This window comes from Limnohabitans sp. Bal53, from assembly GCF_003063355.1.
Lineage (GTDB): Bacteria > Pseudomonadota > Gammaproteobacteria > Burkholderiales > Burkholderiaceae_C > Limnohabitans_A.
On record NZ_NESH01000001.1, the window covers coordinates 507,413 to 532,194 of the forward strand.

Genomic DNA, 24,782 nt, shown 5'->3' on the forward strand with positions numbered 1-24,782 from the left:
TTTGTCCTTCTTTTTTTGAACCCGAAAGCCTCTCTCATGAAGTTCACCCTCTCCAAACTGGCCCTGATCGTGGCCACCACCGCCCTGTCGCTGGGCAGCGTGATGGCCCAGGAAGCGGCCATCCGCAAAAACCTGAGCGAGCGCCTGCCCAACTTGCCCAAAATCGACGAGGTGAGCAAAACGCCCATGAACGGCCTGTTCGAAATCCGCATGGGCAACGAAGTGATGTACAGCGATGCCACGGGCAACTTCCTGATCCAGGGCGCGCTGATTGACGTGCGGCAAAAGCGCAACTTGACCGAAGAGCGCATGGACAAACTCTCGGCCATTCCCTTTGACCAGTTGCCTCTGAAGAACGCCTTCACCCAGGTGCGGGGCGACGGCAAACGCAAACTGGCCGTGTTCGCCGACCCCAACTGCGGCTTTTGTAAACGCTTCGAAAAAGACCTGCAAAAGCTCGATGACGTGACGATCTACCATTTCCTCTACCCCATCCTGGGTGAAGACTCCAAGACCAAATCCAAGAACATCTGGTGCGCCAAAGACAAGGCCAAGGTCTGGAACGACTGGATGATCAACGGCACGACCCCGCCAACCGCCAACTGCGACGCCTCGGCGGTGGACTCGATCGTGGCCTTTGGCCAGAAAAATCGCATCACCGGCACACCGTTGCTCTTGTTTGCAGATGGCACCCGTGTCCCCGGTGCCGTGCCCATGGCCCAAGTTGAAAAAATGCTCGCCGAGGGCAAATGACGTCCCCCCTCTCCACCTCAAGTACGGAAGACCCGACCTGGCGGCTGATCCGCCGACTGGGCTATGCCGGGCTGATCCCCTTTGTATTTCTGGCCTTGTGCCTGTGGCTGGTTGGCCCTGAGCTGCACCCTTATGTGGCGCTGTCCATGCAAGGTTATGGCGCGGTGATCGTGTCGTTTTTAGGGGGTATCCATTGGGGTGTGGGCTTTCGCAACGCCTTGATCCACCCCAACGCACCGCGCATCCACTTCACTTGGGGCGTTATGCCTTCACTGCTCGCCTGGGTGGGCGTGATGATGCCCGCTTTTGCAGGTTTGCCGCTGCTGGGTTTTGTGCTGATCGGCTGCTATGTGATGGACCACCGAACCTGGCCCGCTGCCGGCCTGGCACCCTGGCTGCCGATGCGGTTGCAATTGACCACCGTGGCCAGCTTGAGTTGCTTTTTGGCCGCGGGCGCCACATGAGCCACCGCCACCAAGAACTCTAAAAACCGTCATCTCCACGCACGAAGCGAACTGAGATAAAACCATCATCGCGAAGCACAAAGCGCACCGAAAAGAATCCGTCATCGCGAAGCACAAAGCGCACCGAAAAAACCCATCATCGCGAAGCACAAAGCGCACCGAAAAGAATCCGTCATCGCGAGGCACAAAGCGAATCGAAAAAAACCCGTCATCGCGAGGCACGAAGCGATCCATGTCTGCTGTTTTGCTGCAACATGAACCCACCACCGCCCCACTCCACCCCTGACTTGCCCATGACCGCCATCCACTACACCGTTGAAGCCGCCGACCTGCATGCGCATCTGTTCAAGATCACGCTGACTGTTCCTCTACCAGCGGCGCAGCAAACCGTGTCGCTGCCAGTCTGGATTCCGGGCAGTTATCTGGTGCGCGAGTTCTCCAAAAACTTGCAAAACCTGAGTGCCAAACAAGGCCGCCACAGCGTGCCGACACAGCAGCAAGACAAATGCAGCTGGACCATCGCGTGCAAAAGTGATCAGCCCCTGGTGCTGAGCTACGAGGTCTATGCCTTTGACAACTCTGTGCGCACCGCTTGGCTGGACAGCCAACGCGGTTTCTTCAATGGCACGAGTGTGTGCCTGCGGGTGCACGGACAAGAACAAGCGCCGCACCAACTGCAGCTGCCTCCTGTCAAAAAACAGCCCAATTGGCAGGCTGCCACGGGCTTGACACCTGTCAAAACCGACAAAAAAGGCTTTGGGCTTTACCAAGCCGCCAACTACGACGAACTGGTGGACTGCCCGGTAGAGCTGGGTGCATTCTGGAGCGGTAGTTTCAACGCCTGCGGTGTGCCGCATCGCTTTGTGGTGGCGGGCGCTCTGCCCTCCTTTGACGGTAACCGCCTGCTGGCCGACACGCAAAAAATCTGCGAGGCAGCCATTCACTTTTGGCATGGATCGGGCAAGGCCGCGGGTAAAAAAGCGCCGCACAAAAACTACCTGTTCATGCTCAACGCCGTGCACGACGGCTATGGCGGGCTGGAGCACCGCAACAGCACCGCCCTGATCTGCAAGCGCGATGATTTGCCGCGCCACGCCGGCCTGTCTGGCAGCCCGCGCAAGCAAGAGGGTTACACCACGCTGCTGGGCCTGATCAGCCACGAGTACTTTCACACTTGGAACGTCAAGCAGCTGCGCCCCGACGCCTTTGCCCGCTACGACTACACGCAGGAAAACTACACCCAGCTTCTGTGGTTTTTTGAAGGCTTCACCAGCTATTACGACGACATCTTGCTGCGCCGCGCAGGGCTGATTGACGACGCCAATTACATCGGTCTGCTGGGCAAGACCCTCTTGCAGGTGCAGCAAACCCCCGGCCGCCATGTGCAAAGCGTGGCGCAGTCCAGCTTTGACGCGTGGGTCAAGTACTACCGTCAGGATGAAAACACCGCCAACGCCACCGTGAGTTACTACACCAAGGGCGCACTGGTGGCTTTGTGCCTGGACCTGACGCTGCGCCGCGAATTCAAAACCGAGGGCCACACGCTCGACACCGTGATGCGGGGCCTGTGGAAGCGCTGCAAAGCCGGCCCCATGCGCGAGCAAGACCTGCTCGATGAATTGCAGGCCGTGACCGGCCGCAGCTGGGCCCTCGAGATCCAGCGCTGGGCGCACAGCACACAAGAGTTGCCACTGCGCGAGCTGCTCACGGCGCATGGCATCGCCGTGGAAGCCGAGACCTCGGGCATGGCGCAGCGCCTGGGCGTGCGCGTGAGCGAAGCCGCTGGCAGCGTGCAGGTCAAAGTGGTGCTGCGCGGCAGCGCCGCCGAAGCAGCGGGCCTGGCTGCAGGCGACGAGTGGCTGGGCCTGGATGTGGGGGCCAAGGGACAAGGCGGCAGCTGGCGACTGGGCAAACTCGACGAACTGCCCGCCTTGCTGGGCCAAGAGCGCCAGTTGAGCGCTCTGGTCTCACGCGACAAACGCCTGCTGCGCTTGCCACTCACCGTGCCTGCACAGGCGAGCCACTGGCAGCTGAGCGTGCCCAAAGACCGCGCGGCCGATCAATGGCCTGCGGTCTGATTCACTTGCCGCGCAAGTCCACCACGCGCTTGGCCTTGCCTTGGCTGCGTTCGACGCCGCCTTCGGGCTTGAGCTCGATGGCCACGCTGGAGCCAATGTAGACCTTGATCTCGTGCTGCAGTTGCTTGGCCGCCGCACGGGCTTCAAGACTCTCGGGAGACACGCCGGGCTTGGTCTCGATCAGCACTTTGAGGTCGTCCATCGGGCCTTCGCGGGTGAGCACGCACTGGTAGTGCGGGGCCAACTCGGCACGCTTCAAGATCAGCTCTTCGATTTGGCTGGGAAACACGTTCACACCCCGGATGATCATCATGTCGTCGCTGCGGCCGGTGATCTTTTCCATGCGGCGCATGCTCGGGCGTGCCGTGCCCGGCAACAGGCGCGTCAGATCGCGGGTGCGGTAACGGATGATGGGCAGCGCTTCTTTGGTGAGGCTGGTGAACACCAACTCACCCATTTCGCCATCGGCCACAGGCTCACCGGTTTCGGGGTGGATGATCTCGGGGTAGAAATGGTCTTCCCAGATGGTCGGGCCGTCCTTGGTCTCGATGCACTCGCTGGCCACACCCGGACCCATGACTTCAGACAAACCGTAAATGTCGACCGCGTCGATGGCCATGCGTTTTTCGATGGCGGCGCGCATGTCGTTGGTCCAAGGCTCAGCGCCGAAGATGCCAATGCGCAGCGAGCTGCTCTTGGGGTCAATGCCCTGGCGCTCAAACTCATCGGCAATCGCCAGCATGTAGCTGGGCGTGACCATGATGATGTTGGACTTGAAATCCTGAATCAGCTGCACCTGGCGCTCGGTCTGGCCTCCGCCAAAAGGCACGACCGTGAGGCCCAGTTTTTCTGCGCCGTAATGCGCGCCCATGCCGCCGGTGAACAGGCCGTAGCCATAGCTCACATGCACCATGTCACCCGGCTTGGCACCGCCTGCGCGGATGCTGCGGGCCACCACGGTGGACCAGGTGTCGATGTCTTTGAGGGTGTAGCCCACCACGGTGGGTTTGCCCGTGGTGCCGCTTGAGGCGTGAATGCGGGCGCAGTTTTCGCGCGGCACGGCAAACATGCCAAAGGGGTAGCTGTCGCGCAGGTCGGATTTGGTGGTGAACGGGAACTTGGCGATGTCGGCCAAGGTTTTGCAGTCGCTCGGGTGCACGCCTGCGGCATCAAACTTGGCGCGGTACACGGGCGAGTTGGCATAGGCGTGCTGCAGCGTTTGCTGCAGGCGCTTGAGCTGCAAGCTGCGCATTTCGTCGATGCTGGCCTTTTCAATCGGCTCCAGGGGGAAGGCTTTTTGGCTCATGAAGGACTCCGGATTCAACAATCTTTGGGGGCGGTGTTCAATGGGGGGCGTGAAGGTGCTTTGGCGGTCTGCCATGGGACCTTGGGCTAGTGCATGTGGCCGTGCTCACTCCGGCACCACCGTGCCCGCAATCTGCGCACTCTTGCCACGGAACATGGCGATCACTTCACCGTTCTGGTTGGTGACTTTCATGTCGTAAATGCCATGGCGACCGCTCAGCGTTTGCTCCACGCCCTCGCAGGTCAGCACGTCGCCCAGCTTGCCGGGTTTCAGAAACTCGATGCTGCAACCTGCGGCCACCGCGTTCTTGTTGTAGCTGTTGCAAGCAAAGGCAAAGGTCGAATCGGCCAAGGTGAAGATGAAGCCGCCATGACAAATTTGGTGACCGTTCAGGTGCAGTTCTTTGACTGTCATCCGCATCAGGGCGCGGCCGAGCTCGCAGGCCAGCAGTTCCATGCCCATGGTGTCTTTGGACGCCACATCGACGGCGAACATGGTCTCGCCCACCAACTGAGCCAGTGCTTTAGGGTCGCTCATCATTCGCCTTTGAATTGGGGGCTGCGTTTTTCGAGGAAGGCTTGAACGCCCTCAAAATAATCGTGCGTGCGGCCCAGGGCCGACTGGGTGTCGCGCTCAGTGTCCAAGTGCTCGGACAGGGTTCGGGTGGTGGCCGACTGGAGCAAAGCGCGCGTGGCCACCAAAGCTTTGGTGGGCATGTTTGCCAATCGCTCGGCCAAGGCCAAAGCGCTGGCCAGCGGGTCCTCGGCCACGTCCCAGATCATGCCCCAGTCCTTGGCTTTTTCGGCGGTCAGTTTGTCGCCCGTCATGGCCAAGGCCATGGCGCGGGCCAGGCCCAGGCGCTCGACCAACAACCAGCTGCCGCCGGCATCGGGAATCAAACCGATCTTGCTGAAAGCCTGAATGAAGCTGGCGTTCGGCGCTGCGATCGCGATGTCGCAGGCCATGACCATCGAAGCACCTGCCCCGGCGGCCACGCCGTTGACGGCGGCAATGGTGGGCATGCGCAGCGACTGCAAACGGCGCGTGCTGGGGTTAAAGGCCTGGTCGATGATGGGGCCGGGGTCGGCTCGTTCAACCTGGTTGGAGCCGGGTGTGAAATCAAAGTCAGACAGATCGGCCCCGGCGCAAAAGCCGCGACCTGCGCCAGTGATGACGGCGGCACGGATGGCCGGATTGGCCTCGGCCTGATCGAGCGCGGACCACAGATCGTGGTGCATGGCGCGGGTGAAACTGTTGAGCGCTTGCGGGCGGTTGAGGGTGATGAGCGCCACGGCGCCTCGCGTTTCGTACAACACCGTTGCAGTCGATTCGGTCATCTTGTGTCTCCTGGACCGGAGACTGTACCATTAACCGACCGCACGGTTGGTGAATGTTTTCCCTAGTGTTTTGCCCAGGGTTAAAGCAGGCAGGCCCAGCGCCAGAGCGACAGCTTCGGTACACCGGGCGTGGTTATAGTCACCCTTTGATTTGACCCCACTGCTGGAGAAAACCTTGAGCTACGAAAACATCGAAGTCCGCACCGAAGGCGGCCAAGTTGGCATCATCACCCTGAACCGCCCCAAGGCACTGAACGCCCTGAACGGCGCCCTGATGGACGAACTGGGCCTGGCCCTGAAAGCCTTTGACGCCGATGAGGCCATTGGCTGCATCGTCATCACGGGCAGCGAAAAAGCATTTGCAGCGGGCGCCGACATCTCGGCCATGGCGAAATTCAATTTTCACGAGGTCTACAAAAACGACTTCATCACCCGCAACTGGGAAACCATTCGCAGCATCCGCAAGCCCGTGATCGCAGCCGTCAGCGGCTTTGCCCTGGGTGGCGGTTGCGAACTGGCCATGATGTGCGACTTCATCATCGCCGCCGACAACGCCAAATTCGGTCAACCCGAAATCAAAATCGGCATCATTCCTGGCGCAGGCGGAACGCAGCGCTTGCCGCGTGCCATGGGCAAGTCCAAGGCCATGGATTTGGTGCTGACGGGCCGCATGATGGATGCGGCGGAGGCCGAACGTGGCGGCTTGGTCAGCCGGGTGGTGCCGCTGGACAAACTGATGGACGAAACCCTGGGCGCCGCCCTGATGATTTGCGGCTATGGCCAACTGGCCACCATGGCGGCCAAGGAAAGCGTGAACCGCGCGTTTGAAAGCGGCCTGAGCGACGGCGTGATGTTCGAGCGCCGCCTCTTCCACGGCCTGTTTGCCACCGCCGACCAAAAAGAAGGCATGGACGCGTTTTTGAACAAGCGCGCGCCGAAGTTCATCAACGGCTGAAAGCCTGCATACCGCCCGGCCAGCTGGCGCTTGCGCTCAGCCGGGTGGTGTCAACAGCTCAGGTTGCCAGACGAGGCGCTCGGGCGCACTGAAGCACAAGAAGCGCTTGTGGGTGGCGCGGCCAATGGTGCACAAGCCCAAGCGTTTGGCGACATCGAGGCCCATTTGGGTGATGCCGCTGCGTGACACGACCACCGGCACGCCCATCTGCGCCGACTTGATGACCATCTCGCTGGTCAAACGACCGGTGGTGTAGAACACCTTGTCTTGGGCGCTCACGTCGTGCATCCACATCCAGCCGGCAATGGTGTCGACCGCGTTGTGTCGCCCCACATCTTCCACGAACATGAGCATCTTCTCGCCCTGAAACAGGGCGCAACCGTGCACTGAGCCGGATGATTTGTAGGTGGTTTCCTGCAAGCGGATCGCGTTGACCAAACCATAAAGCTGGCCTTGGGTGATTTGAGCGGGCGGCAGCACGATGTCGTCGATGTGGGCCATCCAGTCGCCAAACACACTGCCTTGGCCGCAACCGGTGGTCACCACACGCTCAGCGCTGCGCTCGATGACCACTTGGGCATTCGCGCGGGTTTTGACAGCCGCCACACCAGGCTCGCCCACTTCGCCTTCGCCAATCGTCCAATCCACCGTGATGGATTCGATTTGGTCCACCGAGTCGATCAGCCGCTGGTTGCGCAGAAAGCCGAGGACCAGCCACTCGGGCTCAGAGCCCAGTGTCATCAAGGTCACCAGCTCTTTTTTGTCCAGGTAAATGGTCAGCGCCCGCTCGGCGGGAATTGGTGTCTCGGAGGCTTGACCGAATTCGTTGCGCACAGCCACGCTGCGAATGAGGGGCGCACGCGCTTGGGTGATGTGGGGCTTGGGCGGGGCCGAAGGGCCTTCAGGAGTTTTCAAAAAAACTGACATGGCTGGAGCCTAACGTAAAAGCCACCGCTTTTTCAGCTCCAGCACCTTGGCGCTGGTTTCATGGAGGGCCCTGTTCCCGATGATGCACACGCAGTCGCCAACACGTTGATGAGCCAGTGGGAACATGGCATGAATGGCGCTCTGCCAAGAGCGCACATCCACCCACAGGGGCCGGTCTGGGCGAGAGACTGAGGCCGCGTGGCGCGGTCACTCAGTTTTGTCGTCTTTGCCCGAAGAAAAATAATCAAACACGGCCAAGCCCAGTCCGCCCAACAAGATGAAGGTGATGTCCAACTGAGGCAACTTGAAAATATAGGGCAGCAGGAAAGCCGCCATCAAGGCCAAGCCCACGAAGCCGGTGAAACGTTCAAGCGATTTCATGTCTGATTCCTTTTGACAAATTCAGACACCAGCCAACGCGCAGAGCGCAGCAAGCGGGCATCGTTTTGATGAGCACCAACGGCCTGTACACCCAAGGGCAAGCCATTGGACAGGTTCATCAGCGGCAAATTGAGACTGGGCAGACCGGCAAAGCTCCAGGCGGTTTGCATGATCGGGTTGCCCGTTGACTCCAGCCCTACCGGAGCTGTGCCCAAGGCGGCTGGACACAAAATGGCGTCATAAGTGGCGAAATACTCTTCGAAAGCATTCATGACATGGAACTGGCGATCTTTGGCCACCAGGTAATCGGTGACCGGAATGGTCATGGCTTTTTCGATGCGTGTTTGCAGTGGCTCGCTCAACTGCGCCCGGTTGTGGAGCCATTCCTTTTGCAGACAAAAAGCCAGCTCTGACTCGTTGATGGTCGCCAGCCAAGGCGCCACATTGCGCACGATGTCGGGCAAAGCCGCGTGGGTCACGCAGTCACCCAGATGGTCCACAAAAGCCTCGTAGGCTTCGCGGGCTTCGGGGTCGACTTGGTCCCACCAAGGGGTTTTGACAAAGCAAAATTTGGGCGGCAGTGGCGGCTCAGAAACCGCCACATCGTACAAACGCCGTGGCGCCTGGCGTGCGGTGGCGGCGTCAAAGCCATCATCGCCCGTCAAGATTTCGGCCACCCAGGCGATGTCTTCCAAGTTGCGAGCCAACACGCCCACTTCGTCCAGTGAAGGCGACTGGTCCAGCACGCCGGTGCGCGGCACCAGCCCGCGTGAAGGCTTGTATGCATACACCCCGCAATACGAGGCCGGACGGATCACCGAGCCATTCGTTTGAGTGCCCAGCGCCACCGGCACCATGCCTGCGGCCACCGCTGCGGCCGAACCGCTGGACGAGCCACCCGGCGTGTGGGCCGTGTTGTGCGGGTTGCAGGTTGGGCCCGCTTGGGTGGTCGCAAACTCCGTGCTCACGGTTTTACCGAAGATCACGGCACCGGCTGCACGCAACCGGGACACCACGGTGGCATCCCCCACCGAGTAGCGGCCCTTGTGAATGGGGCTGCCGTATTCGGTGGGAAAGTCCATGGTGTCAATGATGTCCTTGACCGCCACCGGAATGCCGTACAAAGGGCCCGGCAAATGGCCAGCCGCACGGTCGCGTTGCAGGTTGTCGGCCTGCAGCGCCACCACACGTTCATCACGGTGGGCGAATGCGTGGATCTTCTCATCGGCCGCATCCGCAAACCGACCCAATTTGGCGGTGAACTCCTCCACCGTCTCCTGGCCACTGAGCAAGTGCTCGCGGATTTGCAGAGCCGTCAATTCCGATACGGTTTTCAAAGCGTCTGTCATCACTGCTGCTTGAAGAAGTCAGGGTTGACCACCGACTCATCGTTGGGGTCACGCTCCATCTCAACCGCTTGGTTGAAGAAATGGTCTGGCAAATAGGTCACCATGGCCGGGTAGACATAGGTCATGGCCAGCGTGAACAAAACCATCCCGACAAAAGGCATGCAGCCTTTGAAGATGGTGACCAGTTGCAGATTTTTGGGTGCAACCCCTTTCAGGTAATAGGCCGACATCGCCATCGGCGGCGTCAGGAACGACGTCTGCAAATTGATGGCAATCAGGATGCCGAACAGGATCGGGTCAATGCCATACAAAGGCAGCAAAGGCAGGAAGATGGGCACGAAGATGATGATGATCTCGCTCCACTCCAAAGGCCAGCCCAAGATGAAAATCAGAAACTGTGACAGCAACAAGAACTGCACGGGCGAGAGGTTCAAGGCCAGCATGAAGTCTTTGACCACATGCTCACCGCCAAGGTAAGAGAACACCGAGGCAAACGTGGCCGCACCCACAAACAGGAAACACACCATGGCTGAAGTGCGGGCAGTGAGGTAGACCGACTCGCGCAGACGCTGCCAAGTGAAGGCGCGGTAGACCACGGCCAAAATGATGCCGCCCAAAGCGCCCATGGCAGCCGCTTCACTGGGGGTGGCCAGGCCAAACAAAATGGAGCCCAACACCGCCATGATCAGCGCGGCCAAAGGCACAAAGGCTTTGAACACCAACACGATGCTTGCCCACACGGTGTAGTGCTCCACATCTTTGGGCTTGGGGCACAAAGAGGGGTTGAGCGTGGCGCGCACGATGATGTAGATCAGGTACAGCAAAGCCAATGTGAAACCGGGGATGATGGCCGCGGCGTACAGCTTGACCACCGACACGCTGGCCGTGGCCGCATACACGATGAGCAAAATGGAGGGCGGAATCAAAATACCCAATGTGCCGCCAGCTGTGATCACACCAGAAGCAAGTTTTTGGTCATAACCGGCTTTGAGCATGGGCGGCAAGGCAATGAGGCCCATCAGGGTCACCACCGCACCCACGATGCCGGTGGCCGTGGCAAAGAGCGCACAGGTGATCAGTGCGGCCACAGCCATGGAGCCGGGCAAAAAGCGCAAACCGACCTGCAAGCTCAGGAACAATTTATCGAGGATGTTGGCCCGCTCGATGATGTAACCCATGAACAAGAACAAGGGGATCGATATGAGCACATCGTTGTTCATCACGCTGAAAGTGTTCTGCGTGAAGAGGTACAGGATGCGGTTGTCCCACATCAACTGATCGGGCGTGAAGTAGGCGTAAAAGCCAAAACCGATGCCCATGGCCATCAAGGTGAAGGCGATCGGAAAACCCAGAAAAATAAAGACGATGAACAGCCCCAACATGACGAGGGCGATGATGGGATCACTCATGACGGTGCTTTCTCAGCGTGCTGTTGAATCAGCACTTGTTCAAGTTCTTCAACGTCGCCACTGCGCGACAACCACTCGCCGGTTCGAATGCACACCAGGCAACGCATGACCTCAGCAGCACCTGCAATCAGCAGCGTGACGCCGGCCACAAAAATCACCGACTTCAAGGGCCACACCGGCACACCGGCGGGACTGTTCACGCTGGACTCCAGAATGCGGGCGCTCTCGTAGGCGTACTGGCCACCGGTGAACACCATGGCAAAAATGGCTGGAAAATAAAACACCAGATAAAGGGTCAGGTCGACCTTGGCCTGCGTGCGGTTGGACCACTTGCGGTAAATAAAGTCACCGCGCACATGCGAGTTGCGCGAGACGGCATAAGCCCCCGACATCATGAACAGGGCGCCATACAGCATGTAGCTCATGTCAAACGCCCACGCGGTGGGGTTATTGAGCACATAACGCATGAACACCTCAAAACAGGTGGATGCGGTCAGAATCAAGACACACCAAGAGAAGGCGTGACCAATCGACTTGCTGAGGATATCAATCCTTCGAATCCAGACTTCCATGCGATTTACCTCTAGACAGACAAAAACAAAGGCTGCCGGAACCGATTCCGACAGCCTTCAGGAGGACCTAATGATCAGCGCGGCAGCTTGGTCTTTTGCACGTGCTCGTAAGCCATTTTGTAGTCGGCTTCGTTGGTGAAGTGGTAGAAGCCCACGCGACGTGACCAAGCCTTGAAGGAGTCGTTCACTTCTTTGAACATGTCGACTTCCTTTTCCAACTTGGCTGTGACCTTATCCCAGGCTGCCAACTGACCTTTGTACACGTCAGCCGAAGTGCGTGACACCTGGACTTTGTGCTTGACGATCAACTCCTGCAAGTCTTTGGAGTAGTTCTGGTGCGCCAGGGCCGTGGATGCTGTTGAAGCAGCTTCTGCAGCGTACTTCAGGACCGCCTTCAGGTCGGCGGGCAAGGCGTTGTACTTGTCCTTGTTGAAGATGATTTCAAAGAATTCCTGGGCTTGGTGGTAGGAACCCATGGAGTAGAACTTGGCCACGTCTTGTGCGCCAAAACGCATGTCCGATGTGGGGTTGTTGTATTCAAAGGCATCGATCACACCGCGCTGCATGGCAGGAACGATTTCGCCGCCTGGCAACTGAGCCACGGCCATGCCCATTTCCTGCAACATGTCAGCTGCCAAGCCGATGGTACGGTACTTGAAACCCTTCAAGTCAGTTGCCTTCTTGGGTGGAGATTTTTTGAACCAACCCAGTGGCTGCGAAGGCATGGGGAAGGAGAAGAAGCCGACGACGTTCAGGTTCATCTTGGCGACCAGTTTGTCCCACAGCTGCTGACCACCACCGGCTTGAATCCAGCTCAGACCGATTTCGGGGGTGGCGCCACTCACGGGGCCAGTGCCAAACAAAGAAGCCACTTTAGACTTACCGTACCAGTAGCCGGACACGTGGTGACCACCGTCGAGCACGCCTTTGCTCACGGCATCGATGATTTCGAAAGGCTTGACCACGGCACCAGCTGGCAGGTACTCGATTTTCAGGCGGCCACCGGACATTTCATTGACGCGGCTGACGTACAGCTGAGCCATTTCGCTGAAGATGTCGTTGGCACCCCAGGAGCCTTGCATCTTGAACACGATGGGGGCCTGGGCCACAGAAATCATGGGCACGCCAGCCAAAGGTGCAGCAACGGCTGCAGTGGCGGCTTTGCCAAAGAAACGGCGGCGGCTGGCTTCAGGGGCATCGGTCTTTGCCGATGCGATGTCTTGCTGGACTTGTGTCATGGATGGTCTCCTGTTTAAACGTTCAAGCGCGAAAAATTACCGCTCGGTATCGGATTATGAAGGTCGCTTGGGCTTTACCCGTCAGTGAAAACCCGTGGGTATACCGTCATTTATTTCAGGTCACATTGAAAAAAAATTCAATTCACGGAGTTGAAGTCACCTGTCTAGACACCGATGCAGGTGGCCGTGAAGGCAGCAAGGCCCCGTTCGTACAAAATGTTGTAAAGGCTTTGTTCAAACGCCTCATGAGCAGCGGTTGCGATCTTTCATGTCTAAAAGCTGGCACGCGAACACCCATCAAGCATCGCTGAGCAAGGGTAACCGCAAAGTGAAGACCGTTCGCCGACCCGGTTCAGACTGGAAAGTCAAGCGACCGCCGTGCATCTCGACGATGGAGCGGCTGAGCCACAGGCCCACACCCATGCCTTGAGACTTGGAGGACTTGAACAAACTGAACACATCGTCGGCACGATCAGGCGCGATGCCTTGCCCGTTGTCTTCCACCTCCAGCTCCAGGTGCTGCCCCGAGGCTTTGGAACGAATGCACAACTCAAGTTGGGGTCGCCCGGACTCTGCCAATGCATCGATGGCATTGTTGAGCAGGTTCAAGATCACTTGTTGCAACTGCGTCGCATCCCCATGCAAGCGCAAGCTGGGATCCAACTCAGTCCTCCCGCCGATGTCGGCATCTTTCATTTTCGACTGAACCAGATCCAGCACCTCCTGGACCAAATCGTCCAGTTTCAAGACCGTGTACTCGCCCTTGCTCATGCGAAACAGGTTGCGCAGCTTGCGGATGATGTCGGCCGCACGCTGCGTGTCGTGCACGATGGCGAAGGCCACTTTGTGCAGGATGTCCAGCTGGAGCGGTGACTGCTCCCGCTCAGCCTCCTCCAGCATGGTTTGAATCAATTCGGCGTGCAACATATTGGCCGTAAGCGGCTGGTTCAGCTCATGCGCAAAACTGGCCACCAATGCCCCCATGCCCGCGCTTTTGTTCGACAGCGTCAGCTGTCGGATGATTTCTTCGCGCTCGGTCAACAGGGCGCCTAGATCCTGAGAATGCTGAAAAGCCAGGGCGGCACGCTCTTGCTCGCGTGCGAGTTGCTGCTCCGTCGCCATTTTGCTGCGGTGATCCTGCTCTACAAAGATCTGCATGAAGCCCACACACAGCATCATGATGGCCAAAAATTGACCGATGAAAACCAGCGCTTGATCCCAAGAGGCTTCATACAGGTCTTGCGCCCCCAAGCCTGTCAACATGGCCAGCGTCTTGATGCCCAAGGTGCCAGACAAAATCAGGCCTGCCCACTTCACCGAAGTGGCACCCCTTTGGTCGTGGGTCAGGGCAATGCGTTGGCCCGCAAAAAAATACTCCAAACAATTGAAGGTGTAAAAAGCATAGAACACCAATATGACGGTGCTCTCGGGTGAGCCTGAAAAATACAAGCCAAAACTGAGGGCCAAAAAGGCGATGTTCAGCCCCCCAGAGGACCACAACCAAATGGACGAAGCTGGTCCATTGAGTGAGCGCAAAGCCACCTGACGCCCCCAGTTGCCGGCGGCCATCAAAAACTGACCGGCCACCACCACGACTTCGGTGCTGAGCCAACCCCGGCTGCCCAGCACGCACAGGCCCAGCGCGCTGAAAATGCCCGAGGCACTCCACAAAACCACCACAGGGCTGCGAAAACGGGCCAAGCCATACCAAATGGCGGCATGCAGCATCAGGTACAAAAAAGCATCCATCCAGAAGATGGTTTGCACACTCACATTCAAAGCGGCCTCCTTGGCCCAAACGGACAGCCATCCGTGGATGGCGCCGGATCACCGGCCCACGGACTCAAACAGCCGCAGATTATGCGTTGACCGACGCAGCCGCTTCGATCCGCACCGCGCAGTATTTGAATTCCGGAATCTTGCCAAACGGGTCCAACGCCGAATTGGTCAACAAATTAGCCGCAGCCTCTTGGTAGGCAAAGGGAATGAACACGGTGCCCAGTGGCGTGCCATCGTCTTGCCGCAATTGCAACTGAACTTCGCCGCGCCGTGAGGCCAAGCGCACCCACTGCCCGGCCTCCAAGCCCAAGCGCCGCAACTCGCTGCCGTTCACCGAGGCCGTCGCCGCAGGCTCCAGCGCATCGAGCACGGTGGCGCGGCGCGTCATGCTGCCGGTGTGCCAATGCTCCAGCTGCCGCCCAGTGATGAGCACCATCGGGTACTCGGCATCGGGTTGCTCATTGGCGGGGATCAGGCTGGCCGTCATCAGCCGCACCCGGCCATCGGCGGTGGGGAAATGGTCATGAAAGACGATGGGCTGGCCCGGATCGTCTGCGCTCACACACGGGTAAGTGACCGAGCCCGCGTTCAGGCGTGCCCAGTCGATGCCGCCAATGGCCGGGGCCATGGCCTGGCGCATTTCTTCGTACACCTGGGCCACACCCGAGTGCTCGCCTGCATAGTGCCAGTTCAGGCCCATGCGCTCGGCGATTTGCTGGATGATCCAAAGATCGGGTTGGGCATCGCCCGGCGGCAGCAAGGCCTGGCGGCCCATTTGCACCGTGCGGTCGGTGTTGCTGACCGTGCCGGTCTTCTCGGGCCAGGCGCTGGCAGGTAGCACCACATCGGCCAGCCAAGCCGTTTCGGTCAAGAAGATGTCTTGCACCACCAGGTGCTGCAAGCTGGCCAGCGCGTGCCGTGCGTGGTTCAGGTCCGGGTCGCTCATGGCCGGGTTCTCGCCCATGATGTACATGCCGCGCACCTTGTGCGGGTCGCTGTCCGGAGCCAAAGCCTTGTGCATGATTTCCACCACGGTGTAGCCCGGCTGGTCGTCCAGTTTCGTGTCCCAGAACTTCTCAAACCAGTCGTGCGCCGACTTATCCGTCACCCGCTGGTAGTTGGGGTACATCATTGGGATCAGGCCCGCGTCACTCGCCCCTTGCACGTTGTTTTGGCCGCGCAGCGGGTGCAATCCCGTGCCGGGGCGGCCGATCTGGCCGGTGATGCTGGCCAATGCGATCAGGCAGCGCACGTTGTCGGTGCCGTGCACATGCTGGCTCACGCCCATGCCCCACAAGATCATGGCGGCCTTGGCGGTGGCGTAGGCCCGGGCCACCTCACGGATAGTGTCGGCCGAAATGCCGCACACCAAGCTCATGGCCTCGGGCGTGAAGGCCTGCACATGGGCCTTGAGTTCGGCCACGTTGTCGGCGCGCTCGCGCAAGAAGGTCTCGTCGCACAGATTCTCGGTGACGATGACGTGCAGCATCGCGTTGAGCAAAGCCACATCGGTGTCGGCCTTGAACTGCAGGTTGCGCCAGCTGTGGCGGCCGATGTCGGTGATGCGCGGGTCGGCCAGCACGATGCGTGTGCCGCGCTGAGCCGCATTTTTCATCCAAGTGGCAGCCACCGGGTGGTTGGCTGTCGGGTTGGAGCCGATCACGATGATCAGGTCAGCATGCTCGACATCGCGCACCGGGTTGCTCACTGCGCCCGAGCCCACACCTTCCAGCAAGGCGGCCACGCTGGACGCGTGGCACAAACGGGTGCAATGGTCCACGTTGTTGCTGCCAAAGCCGGTACGCACCAGCTTTTGGAACAAATAGGCTTCTTCGTTGCTGCCTTTGGCCGAACCGAAACCAGCGAGCGATTTGGGGCCGTGTTGCTGGCGCAAGGCGTTCAGTGGCCCGGTGGCCAAACCCAAGGCTTCTTCCCATGTGGCTTCGCGGAAGACTTCGCGCCAGTCGGTGTGGCCCTCGATCAGGCTCAGGTCTTTGGCCACACCCGGCTTGCGGATGAGAGGCTTGGTGATGCGGTCCGGGCTGTGGATGTAGTCCATGCCAAAACGGCCCTTGACGCACAAGCGACCTTCGTTGGCTGGGCCTTCGCGGCCTTTGACGCTGATGATTTTTTCATCTTTGACCTGGTAGGTGACCAGACAGCCGACGCCACAAAACGGACACACGGAGTCGACTTCGCGGTCCACCATCTGCGGACCCATGTGGCTCTTGGGCATGAGCGCGCCTGTGGGGCAGGCCTGCACGCATTCGCCGCACCCCACGCAGCTGCTGCCGCCCATCGGGTCGGCCAGATCAAACACCACTTGGGTGTGCGCACCCCGAAAAGCCAAGCCAATCACATCGTTGACCTGCAGATCACGGCAGGCGCGTTGGCAGCGGTTGCACTGGATGCAGGCATCCAGATTCACCGCCATGGCCGGGTGCGACAGGTCCGCGGGCACGGCGTCGCGCTGGAGCGCGGCCAGCGCCGGACGTACCGTGACGCCGTGGTGATCGGCCCATTGGCTCAGTTCGCCATGCGGGGCTTCGGCACGGTCGTCCAGCCACTTGTGGCCCTGCTCGGGCAGGTCGGCCAGGAGCATCTCCAGCACCATCTTCTGGCTTTTGACGGCGCGCTCGCTGTTCGTCTGCACCTGCATGCCGGGCGTGGCGCTGCGGCAGCAGCTGGGGGCCAGCGTGCGTTCACCGTCAATTTCGACCACACAAGCGCGGCAGTTGCCATCGGGCGCGAGGCCTTCTTTGTGGCACAGGTGCGGGATGGCGATGCCCAGCTCTTTGGCGATGTTGAAAATGCTTTTGCCAGCAGACGCTTCAACGCTTTGGCCATTGAGGGTGAATTGCACAGTGCTCATGGCTTCGCCTCTTGATTGGCGTCAGCGCGAGCCTTGTCGCCATGATCACCCTCCCCGTCATCGCGAGCCTTGCCGCCATGACCACCTTCCCCGTCATCGCGAGCGGAGCGTGGCGATCCATAGACAACCTCTGACAACGCCACCGTAGATTGCCGCGCTTCGCTCGCAATGACGGGTTGTTGGGGAACGCCGCCGCCATCAGCGGCAACGCGAACCTTATCCTCATCAGCATCATCGCGAGCCTTGTCGCCATGACCACCTTCCCCGTCATCGCGAGCGGAGCGTGGCGATCCATATGCAACCTCTGACAACACCACAATGGATTGCCGCGCTTTGCTCGCAATGACGGGTTGTTGGGGAACGCCGTCGCCATCAGCGGCAACGCGAACCTTATCCTCATCAGCATCATCGCGAGCCCTCTCCTCATCAGTGTCGTGGCGAGCCTTACCGCCATCAACGTCAACGCGAGCCTTGCCGCCATGACCACCCTCCCCGTCATCGCGAGCGGAGCGTGGCGATCCACCTTTCACTTCGTGGGCAAAGTAATCGAGCACACACCGGATCGGGTTGGGCGCGGCCTGACCCAGGCCGCAAATCGACGCGTCACCCATGACCTGCGCCAAGTCTTGCAAGGTGTGGGCATCCCACACGGGCGCGGCCATGAGTTGCGCGGCCTTGTCAGTGCCAACGCGGCAAGGCGTGCACTGGCCGCAGCTCTCGTGCGCAAAAAAGCGCATCACGTTCAGGGCCGCTTCACGGGCGCTGTCGCGCTGGCCCAGCACCATCACAGCGGCCGAGCCAATGAAGCAACCATGCGGCTGCAAGGTGTCAAAGTCCAGCGGCACATCGGCCAAGCGCGCGGGCAAGATGCCGCCGCTGGCCCCGCCGGGCAGGTAGGCGTAGAGCGTGTGGCCCTCGGCCATGCCGCCGCAGTATTCATCCACCAGCTCGCGCAGCGTGATGCCCGCAGGCGCGAGCTTGACGCCGGGTTGCTTCACGCGCCCGCTGACGCTGAAACGGCGCAGGCCTTGGCGACCGTGGCGACCGTGAGATGCGAAACTTTCTGCGCCTTGTTCAATGAGTTCGCGCACCCAGTAAAGCGTCTCAAAGTTATGCTCCAGCGTCGGGCGGCCAAACAGCCCGACCTCGGCGATGTAGGGCGGGCGCATGCGCGGCTCACCGCGTTTGCCTTCGATGCTTTCGATCATGGCCGACTCTTCGCCGCAGATGTAAGCGCCCGCACCCCGGCGCAATTCGATGCGCGGCAAGGCGCAAGGCGGGTTGGCCTGCAAGGCGGCCAATTCTTGGGTCAACAAAACACGCGCTTCGTGGTACTCGTCGCGCAAATAAATGTAGACCGCCTCGCAACCCACCACGCTGGCAGCGATCAGCACGCCTTCCAAAAAACGGTGCGGATCGGCTTCCAAACAGGTGCGGTCTTTGAAGGTGCCAGGCTCGCCTTCATCGATGTTCACCGCCATCAAACGCGGGCCGGGTTGGCTGCGCACGATGCGCCACTTGCGACCGGCCGGAAAACCCGCGCCGCCCAAGCCGCGCAGGCCTGAAGACTCGAGACACTGGATGACGGATTCATGGTCTTTCAGACAGGCTGCCACTTGCAGGGCCAGCTGGTAGCCCCCGGCTTTTTTGTATTCATCGAAACGCAGGGCCTGGGGCAAGGCCAAGGGCTGCGTGCTGTTTGCGGCCACCAAGCGGCTCACATCCTGAGCCGAGGCAAACCCCACTGCCTGCTGGCCCACTTGCGCCGCAGGGGCTTGCTCGCAACGACCCAGACAAGGCACAGGCACCACCTTCACATCCAGCAGCTCGTTTTGCAATTGCCGCAGCAAGCGGTCGCTGCCCGCGAGGCTGCAGCTCAGGCTGTCGCACACACGTACGGTGATTCGTGGCGCTGAGGCATCGTCTTTCAGAATCTCAAAGTGGTGGTAGAACGAAGCCACCTCGAACACCTCGACCACGGGCAGCCGCATCTCGGCGGCCAGCGCCACGATGTGGCGTTCGAACAGCCCATGAAAGTGGTCGTTGAGCACATGCAGGTGCTCGATCAGCAGATCACGGCGGTGGCCTTCCGCAGGCACAGGACCGATGAGGGCTTGCACATCGGCTCGGGCCTCAGGCAAGACCTGCCGGCCTTTGAGCTGGGTTCGGGGCTGGCGCAGTTGCTGGCGAACTTGGTCCAGGCCAATTTGGGTGGTATTGGCCATGCGTGGTCAGTAGGTTTCGAGGTGTAAACGGCCTTCTTTTTTCAGCGCCGCGCCGATGGTATCCCAATCGAGCCCAGCGTTCTGTGCGATATCGCGCAGCGCCATGACCACGCCCTCTTCCATGCTTTTGAGGCCGCACACATAAAAACAGGTGTTCGGGTCTTTGAGCTGAACTGCAATGTCGGCAGCGCGATCGCGCATGGCGTCTTGCACGTAACGCTTGGGCTTGCCCACTTCGCGCGAGAACGCGAACTCGGTGTCGATGAAGTCTTTGGGCAGGTTGTTCAGCGGCCCAAAGTACGGCAACTCGGCAGGGGTGCGGGCCCCAAAGAACAGCATCAATTTGCCGCCCTCGAACTTGCCACTGGCGCGCAGGCGGCGACGCCATTCGGTCATGGCGCGCATGGGGGCAGAACCCGTGCCGGTGCAGATCATGACGATGTTGCTCTTGGGGTGGTTGGGCATGAGGAAGCTCGCGCCAAAAGGCCCGATCACCTGCACTTTTTCACCCACATTCAAATCGCACATGAAGTTGGAGGCCACGCCGCGAACGGGTTGACCGTCGTGGTCTTCGAGCACGCGCTTGATGGTCAGCGACAGGTTGTTGTGGCCGGGGCGTTCGCCATTGCGCGGGCTGGCAATCGAATACTGACGGGCATGGTGCGGCTTGCCGTTGGCGTCCACACCAGGCGGGATGATGCCAATCGACTGGCCTTCGAGCACCGGGAAAGGCAGGCTGCCAAAGTCGAGCACGATGTGGTGGGTGTCGTAGTCTTGTTGACCTTCTTGCAAACCTACCTCAGTCACGCGCAGGTTGCCCGTGACGGTGGCGGTGATGGTTTTCTCTGCGGCCTTGGGGCCATACAAGTTGGTGTAAGGGTGCGCGGCCGACCAAGGCGGGATGGTGGCGCCGAATTGCGCTGAGTTGAAGCCCGAGGCTGTGGCGGTGCTGACGGCCGATGAAGACGAAGCGGCGGCTTGTACGGCGGCTTGAGCTTCTTCTTGCGCCAGACCGGCATCACCACCGGCCGCCGCCAGTTCTTCGGCGCTCAGTTCAGCGGGCAGGTCGTACCACTTGAGTTGTTCTTCGATGCTGTAGGCCTTGGCCTTGGGCACCATGCGCCAGTTGTCGATCGAGCCTGTCGGGCAAGGCGAGATGCAGTCCATGCAACCGTTGCAGACGTCGGCTTTGACCACGTAGTTGAGCGAGTCGTGGGTGATCGCACCCACGGGGCAGATCGCTTCACAGGTGTTGCAGCGGATGCAGATTTCCGGGTCGATCAGGTGTTGTTTGATCAGCGTCGCTTCTGTGCTCATGTCTTGGCTCTCTTATGTTTGTTTGTCTTATCTTGTTGGTGGTCTGCGTGGTCCGCGACGTTAGGACTTTGTATGCGTGGTCCGCAACAGTATGGCTGGGGGCCGGTCGCCTCATGCTGGGGTACCAGAAATCGGCGCCCGGCCCCCAGCCATACCGTCGCTCTGTGCCTGCTTCAGCGCCCAGAGTCTAATGGGACCCTGATCGCTGCGCACACCCATGTCATTGAAAGGGCAAGGGGCGGGTGACGATTTTCGGTACCCCGTTATGAGGAACCCGCCCCTTGCCCTTTCAATGACCGCCTCCACTCCAGGCAGAACATAGAAACAACCAGCCACACAGCCACCCACAGACGCGGAACAAGCCCATGCAGTTGACAGGGGAAGGGGCGGGTGACGATTTCTGGTACCCCAGCATGAGGAACACGCCCCTTCCTCTGTCAACTGCCGCCCCCGCAAACAGAGAGGACGGCAGCAAGAGGATCAATCAGTTGAACCGAACGTAATCAAAGTCCACTGGCTGACGGTTGATGCCCATGACGGGGGGCGCAATCCAGTTGGCGAACTTGCCAGGCTCCACCACTCGGCCCATCAGGCTGGCCACGTAAGCGCGGTCTTCGTTGGTGGGCAACCACTCGCCCACTTTGGCCATCCACTCGGCGTCAGTCACCACTTGGCCGTCGGGCGTGATCTTGGAGCCCGACAAAGAGCCGATGTTGCGGTGGAAAGCCTTGTGCGGTGCTTTCAAGGTGAAAGGAATACCGGCCTTGCTGATCACACGGTTCCAACGGTCGATGCCGCCTTTGGAGTCCGTGATGTAGTCGTCGCGCAGCACCTCGTTCAAAGCGTTGAGCATCGGCACTTCTTTTTCGACCAACTTGCCGTCTTCGACTGACAAGATCTTGTAGCTGTTGCCCTTCAAGATGTGGTCATCGCCACGCTTGCCTTCTTCGTAACGGCCCTTGAGGCCAGAGCTGTAGAAAGTGGCGGCATTCGACGACTCGTCGGCACCGAACAAGTCGATGGTCACCGAGAAGTGGAAGTTGATGTAACGCTGAATAGTCGGCAAATCGATCACACCGGCTGCGCGCAGCTTGCCCACGTCGTCGGTTTTGAGTTGGTTCATCACATCCACCGTGCGCTGGATGGTGCGGCTCACGCCGGACTCACCCACAAACATGTGGTGCGCTTCTTCGGTCAGCATGAACTTGGTGGTGCGGGCCAGCGGGTCGAAGGCCGACTCAGCCAAGGCGCACAACTGGAACTTGCCGTCGCGGTCGGTGAAGTAGGTGAACATGAAGAAGCTCAACCAGTCAGGCGTCTTCTCGTTGAAGGCCTGCAAGATGCGGGGGTTGTCTTCGTTGCCGCTGTTGCGCTGCAGCAGGGCATCGGCTTCTTCACGACCGTCTTTGCCAAAGTATTTGTGCAACAGGTACACCATGGCCCACAGGTGGCGACCTTCTTCCACGTTGATCTGGAACAGGTTGCGCAAGTCATACATGCTGGGCGCAGTCAGGCCCAAGTGGCGCTGCTGCTCCACCGATGCGGGCTCGGTGTCACCTTGTGTGACGATGATGCGGCGCAGGTTGGCGCGGTGTTCGCCAGGCACGTCTTGCCAAGCTTTTTCGCCAATGTGGTCACCGAAATGGATCTTGCGGTCTTGCTCGCCGGGGTTCATGAACACGCCCCAACGGTAGTCACGCATCTTGACGTGGCCGAACTGGGCCCAGCCTTGAGGGTCCACGCTCACGGCGGTGCGCAGGTACACGTCCATGTCGGTCGAGCCCTCAGGGCCCATGTCGTCCCACCAGTTGATGAAGTTGGGCTGCCACTGCTCGAGTGCGCGCTGCAGCGTGCGGTCTTCGCTCAAGTTGACGTTGTTGGGGATTTTTTCGCTGTAGTTGATACCGGACATGGAAATCTCCTTAAAAAAAGATGGAATCGTCACTGCGAGCGCAGCGTGGCAGTCTGTGGATTGCCGCGTCGCTTCGCTCCTCGCCATGACGGGTTGATGGGCATAAAGATCGTTGGGTCTCAAACGCGGTTCATGTCGAACTGGACTTTTTCGCCCTTGCCGTAAACCTTCAAGGCGCCCTTTTCGCCCACGGCGTTGGGGCGCTGGAAGATCCAGTTCTGCCAGGCGGTCAGGCGACCAAAAATACGGGTGGCCATGTTTTCCTTCTGGGCGAAACGCAGGTTGGCTTCCAGACCGGTCAGCGCGTCGGGCGACATGGCGGCACGCTCTTCCAGGGCCAGGCGGATTTCGTCAGCCCAGTCGATGTCGTCAGGTGCAGCGGTCACCAGGCCCAAGGCCAGTGCGGCGTCCGCATCAAGGGCTTGGCCAATCGCGCCGCGGGCGGCTTCCATGGCGGGCACTTCTTCATAAAAGCGGCGTTGCAGGCGGGTCTGGTCGTTGACCATCGGGAAGAAACCGAAGTTCATCTCGCTCAGTTGCAGCTTGGGCGCTTTGTCAGCGTCATCGGGCAAAGCCAGCATGTAAGCGCGGTCGGCGCAGAACGCCAACTCGGCCAGGGTACCCGCAAAGCAAGTGCCTTCTTCGATCAGGGCGAACAGGCTGCGCGAAGACACGTCGAGGCGGGCCAGTGTGCGGCGCAGGTGGCCGATGGTCTCGCGCACCAGCCAGTGGTCTTTGTGGGCCAACAAGGTCGCGTCAGACGCCAGCACGGCAGCGGCGTCACCGGCGGTCTTGAGCACCCAGGTGCCGATGTCGAGTTCGTTGGTGCGCATGTGCAAGATGGCGTCGTCCAGTTCGCGCACCATCTGCAGCGGCCACCAGTTCACGCCAGCCGCTTCGATGCCCGCGATGTCGGTGGGTTGGGCTGTGGCGGGGGCCTTGACGGTGAACGTGGCGATGCGCTTGGCGCGGTCGATTTCAACGGTCACGTTGGTATAGGTCAGCGCGTCCGCTGCAATGCTGCGGTTGAGCGGCGTCAAGGTCACGCCCTTGGCACCTGCGGGGCGGATGCTGGCAGCGGCCAGTTGGGTGGCGCGCTGTTTGACCACATCCTTGAACACAGCAGGCTTGGCGATCGCATCCACCAGACGCCAGTCCACGGCTTTTTGACCGCGCACGCCTTCGACGCTGGTGCAGAAGATGTCGGCCAGGTCGTGGCGCACATGGCGCTTGTCGGTCACGCGGGTCAGGCCGCCGGTGCCGGGCAACACGCCCAGCAGCGGCACTTCGGGCAGCGACACGGCACTGGAGCGGTCGTCGACCAGCACGATGTCGTCACAGGCCAAGGCCAACTCGTAGCCGCCGCCCGCACAAGCGCCGTTCAAGGCAGCCACAAACTTCAGGCCGTCGTGCTTGCTGGAGTCTTCGATGCCATTGCGGGTTTCGTTGGTGAATTTGCAGAAGTTCACTTTCCAGCCGTGGGTCGAGACGCCCAGCATGAAGATGTTGGCACCCGAGCAGAACACGCGGTCCTTCAAGCTGGTCACCACCACCGAGCGCACTTCGGGGTGTTCGAAACGGATGCGTTGCAGCGCGTCGTGCAGCTCGATGTCCACGCCCAGGTCGTAGCTGTTGAGCTTGAGTTTGTAGCCGGGGCGGATGCCCGCGTCTTCATTGATGTTGATCGACAAGGTCGCGATCTCGCCATCAAAAGCCATCTGGATGTGTTTGTATTGGGAGGGGTTGGTTTGGTAGTCAACCTGGAATGTTTGCGTCATGTGGCGTCTCTGTGGAAGAAGAGGTGTCTTGATTGGGGTCAAAAAATGCATTTCATTGCATGTTGCATTGAATTTTATTGCAGGCCACCGACCTCCACAACATGCACTTTAGTGCATTTTATAAGTGTTT

The 24,782-nt window shown here is 60.0% G+C and carries 18 protein-coding genes and 1 pseudogene; 4 read left to right on the forward strand and 15 right to left on the reverse strand.

Annotated elements, in window-relative coordinates; genetic code table 11:
- Positions 1-36: 36 nt before the first annotated feature.
- From B9Z50_RS02405 to B9Z50_RS02415, 3 genes are all read left to right on the forward strand, one after another.
- Positions 37-753 (forward strand): DsbC family protein, encoded by a 717-nt coding sequence (locus tag B9Z50_RS02405; protein WP_108362072.1) that lies wholly within the window; start codon positions 37-39, stop codon positions 751-753.
- Entirely contained in the window at positions 750-1,217 is a 468-nt protein-coding gene (locus B9Z50_RS02410) for a DUF3429 domain-containing protein (protein WP_108362073.1), read from the forward strand. The genes B9Z50_RS02405 and B9Z50_RS02410 overlap by 4 nt, the downstream gene beginning before the upstream one ends.
- 254 nt (positions 1,218-1,471) lie before the next feature.
- Positions 1,472-3,295, forward strand: a complete 1,824-nt coding sequence (locus tag B9Z50_RS02415; RefSeq protein WP_370463048.1) for a M61 family metallopeptidase — start codon at positions 1,472-1,474, stop codon at positions 3,293-3,295.
- Position 3,296: 1 nt separating this feature from the next.
- Here the strand turns inward: B9Z50_RS02415 and paaK are convergent, their stop codons facing one another.
- The 3 genes from paaK to B9Z50_RS02430 form a co-directional block, all read right to left on the reverse strand.
- Positions 3,297-4,601, reverse strand: a complete 1,305-nt coding sequence (paaK, locus tag B9Z50_RS02420) for a phenylacetate--CoA ligase PaaK (RefSeq protein WP_108362516.1) — start codon at positions 4,599-4,601, stop codon at positions 3,297-3,299.
- A gap of 105 nt (positions 4,602-4,706) precedes the next feature.
- Positions 4,707-5,141, reverse strand: coding sequence for a hydroxyphenylacetyl-CoA thioesterase PaaI (gene paaI, locus B9Z50_RS02425; RefSeq protein ID WP_108362074.1), 435 nt, complete (start codon positions 5,139-5,141; stop codon positions 4,707-4,709).
- Positions 5,138-5,938: an enoyl-CoA hydratase-related protein gene (locus tag B9Z50_RS02430; protein WP_108362075.1), complete on the reverse strand. Its 801-nt coding sequence runs from the start codon at positions 5,936-5,938 to the stop codon at positions 5,138-5,140. Before B9Z50_RS02430 ends, paaI begins: the two co-directional genes overlap by 4 nt.
- Positions 5,939-6,113: 175 nt before the next feature.
- On the opposite strand from B9Z50_RS02430, the gene B9Z50_RS02435 reads away from it, so the two are divergent.
- On the forward strand, positions 6,114-6,893 hold the full coding sequence (locus B9Z50_RS02435; protein WP_108362517.1) for an enoyl-CoA hydratase: 780 nt from the start codon (positions 6,114-6,116) through the stop codon (positions 6,891-6,893).
- 36 nt (positions 6,894-6,929) lie between these two features.
- On the opposite strand, the gene B9Z50_RS02440 is transcribed toward B9Z50_RS02435, so the two are convergent.
- The 12 genes and pseudogenes from B9Z50_RS02440 to boxC form a co-directional block, all read right to left on the reverse strand.
- A complete protein-coding gene (locus B9Z50_RS02440) occupies positions 6,930-7,820 on the reverse strand; it encodes a formate dehydrogenase accessory sulfurtransferase FdhD (RefSeq protein ID WP_108362076.1) in 891 nt (296 codons plus the stop codon).
- A 207-nt stretch (positions 7,821-8,027) separates the two neighbouring features.
- Positions 8,028-8,201, reverse strand: a complete 174-nt coding sequence (locus B9Z50_RS17535) for a hypothetical protein (RefSeq protein ID WP_158270615.1) — start codon at positions 8,199-8,201, stop codon at positions 8,028-8,030.
- Positions 8,198-9,550 carry an amidase gene (locus tag B9Z50_RS02445; protein ID WP_108362077.1) on the reverse strand — a complete coding sequence of 451 codons (1,353 nt, stop codon included), beginning with the start codon at positions 9,548-9,550 and terminating at the stop codon, positions 8,198-8,200. Before B9Z50_RS02445 ends, B9Z50_RS17535 begins: the two co-directional genes overlap by 4 nt.
- Complete coding sequence (locus B9Z50_RS02450) at positions 9,550-10,959, reverse strand: TRAP transporter large permease subunit (protein ID WP_233249722.1); 1,410 nt, start codon at positions 10,957-10,959, stop codon at positions 9,550-9,552. The genes B9Z50_RS02445 and B9Z50_RS02450 overlap by 1 nt, the downstream gene beginning before the upstream one ends.
- On the reverse strand, positions 10,956-11,531 hold the full coding sequence (locus B9Z50_RS02455) for a TRAP transporter small permease subunit (protein ID WP_233249723.1): 576 nt from the start codon (positions 11,529-11,531) through the stop codon (positions 10,956-10,958). Before B9Z50_RS02455 ends, B9Z50_RS02450 begins: the two co-directional genes overlap by 4 nt.
- A 74-nt stretch (positions 11,532-11,605) precedes the next feature.
- Positions 11,606-12,769: a TRAP transporter substrate-binding protein gene (locus tag B9Z50_RS02460; RefSeq protein ID WP_108362078.1), complete on the reverse strand. Its 1,164-nt coding sequence runs from the start codon at positions 12,767-12,769 to the stop codon at positions 11,606-11,608.
- A 297-nt stretch (positions 12,770-13,066) separates the two neighbouring features.
- Positions 13,067-14,542 carry a sensor histidine kinase gene (locus tag B9Z50_RS02465; protein ID WP_146183145.1) on the reverse strand — a complete coding sequence of 492 codons (1,476 nt, stop codon included), beginning with the start codon at positions 14,540-14,542 and terminating at the stop codon, positions 13,067-13,069.
- A gap of 85 nt (positions 14,543-14,627) precedes the next feature.
- Positions 14,628-17,420, reverse strand: a complete 2,793-nt coding sequence (gene fdhF, locus B9Z50_RS02470) for a formate dehydrogenase subunit alpha (protein ID WP_108362080.1) — start codon at positions 17,418-17,420, stop codon at positions 14,628-14,630.
- 527 nt (positions 17,421-17,947) lie between these two features.
- A pseudogene (locus tag B9Z50_RS02475) lies at positions 17,948-19,645 on the reverse strand (NADH-ubiquinone oxidoreductase-F iron-sulfur binding region domain-containing protein); the annotation flags it as partial.
- 6 nt (positions 19,646-19,651) lie between these two features.
- Positions 19,652-20,962 (reverse strand): benzoyl-CoA 2,3-epoxidase subunit BoxA, encoded by a 1,311-nt coding sequence (gene boxA, locus B9Z50_RS02480; protein ID WP_108362081.1) that lies wholly within the window; start codon positions 20,960-20,962, stop codon positions 19,652-19,654.
- Positions 20,963-21,446: 484 nt separating this feature from the next.
- Positions 21,447-22,874: a benzoyl-CoA 2,3-epoxidase subunit BoxB gene (gene boxB, locus B9Z50_RS02485; protein WP_108362082.1), complete on the reverse strand. Its 1,428-nt coding sequence runs from the start codon at positions 22,872-22,874 to the stop codon at positions 21,447-21,449.
- Positions 22,875-22,993: 119 nt separating this feature from the next.
- Positions 22,994-24,652 carry a 2,3-epoxybenzoyl-CoA dihydrolase gene (boxC, locus tag B9Z50_RS02490; protein WP_108362083.1) on the reverse strand — a complete coding sequence of 553 codons (1,659 nt, stop codon included), beginning with the start codon at positions 24,650-24,652 and terminating at the stop codon, positions 22,994-22,996.
- Positions 24,653-24,782: the final 130 nt, after the last annotated feature.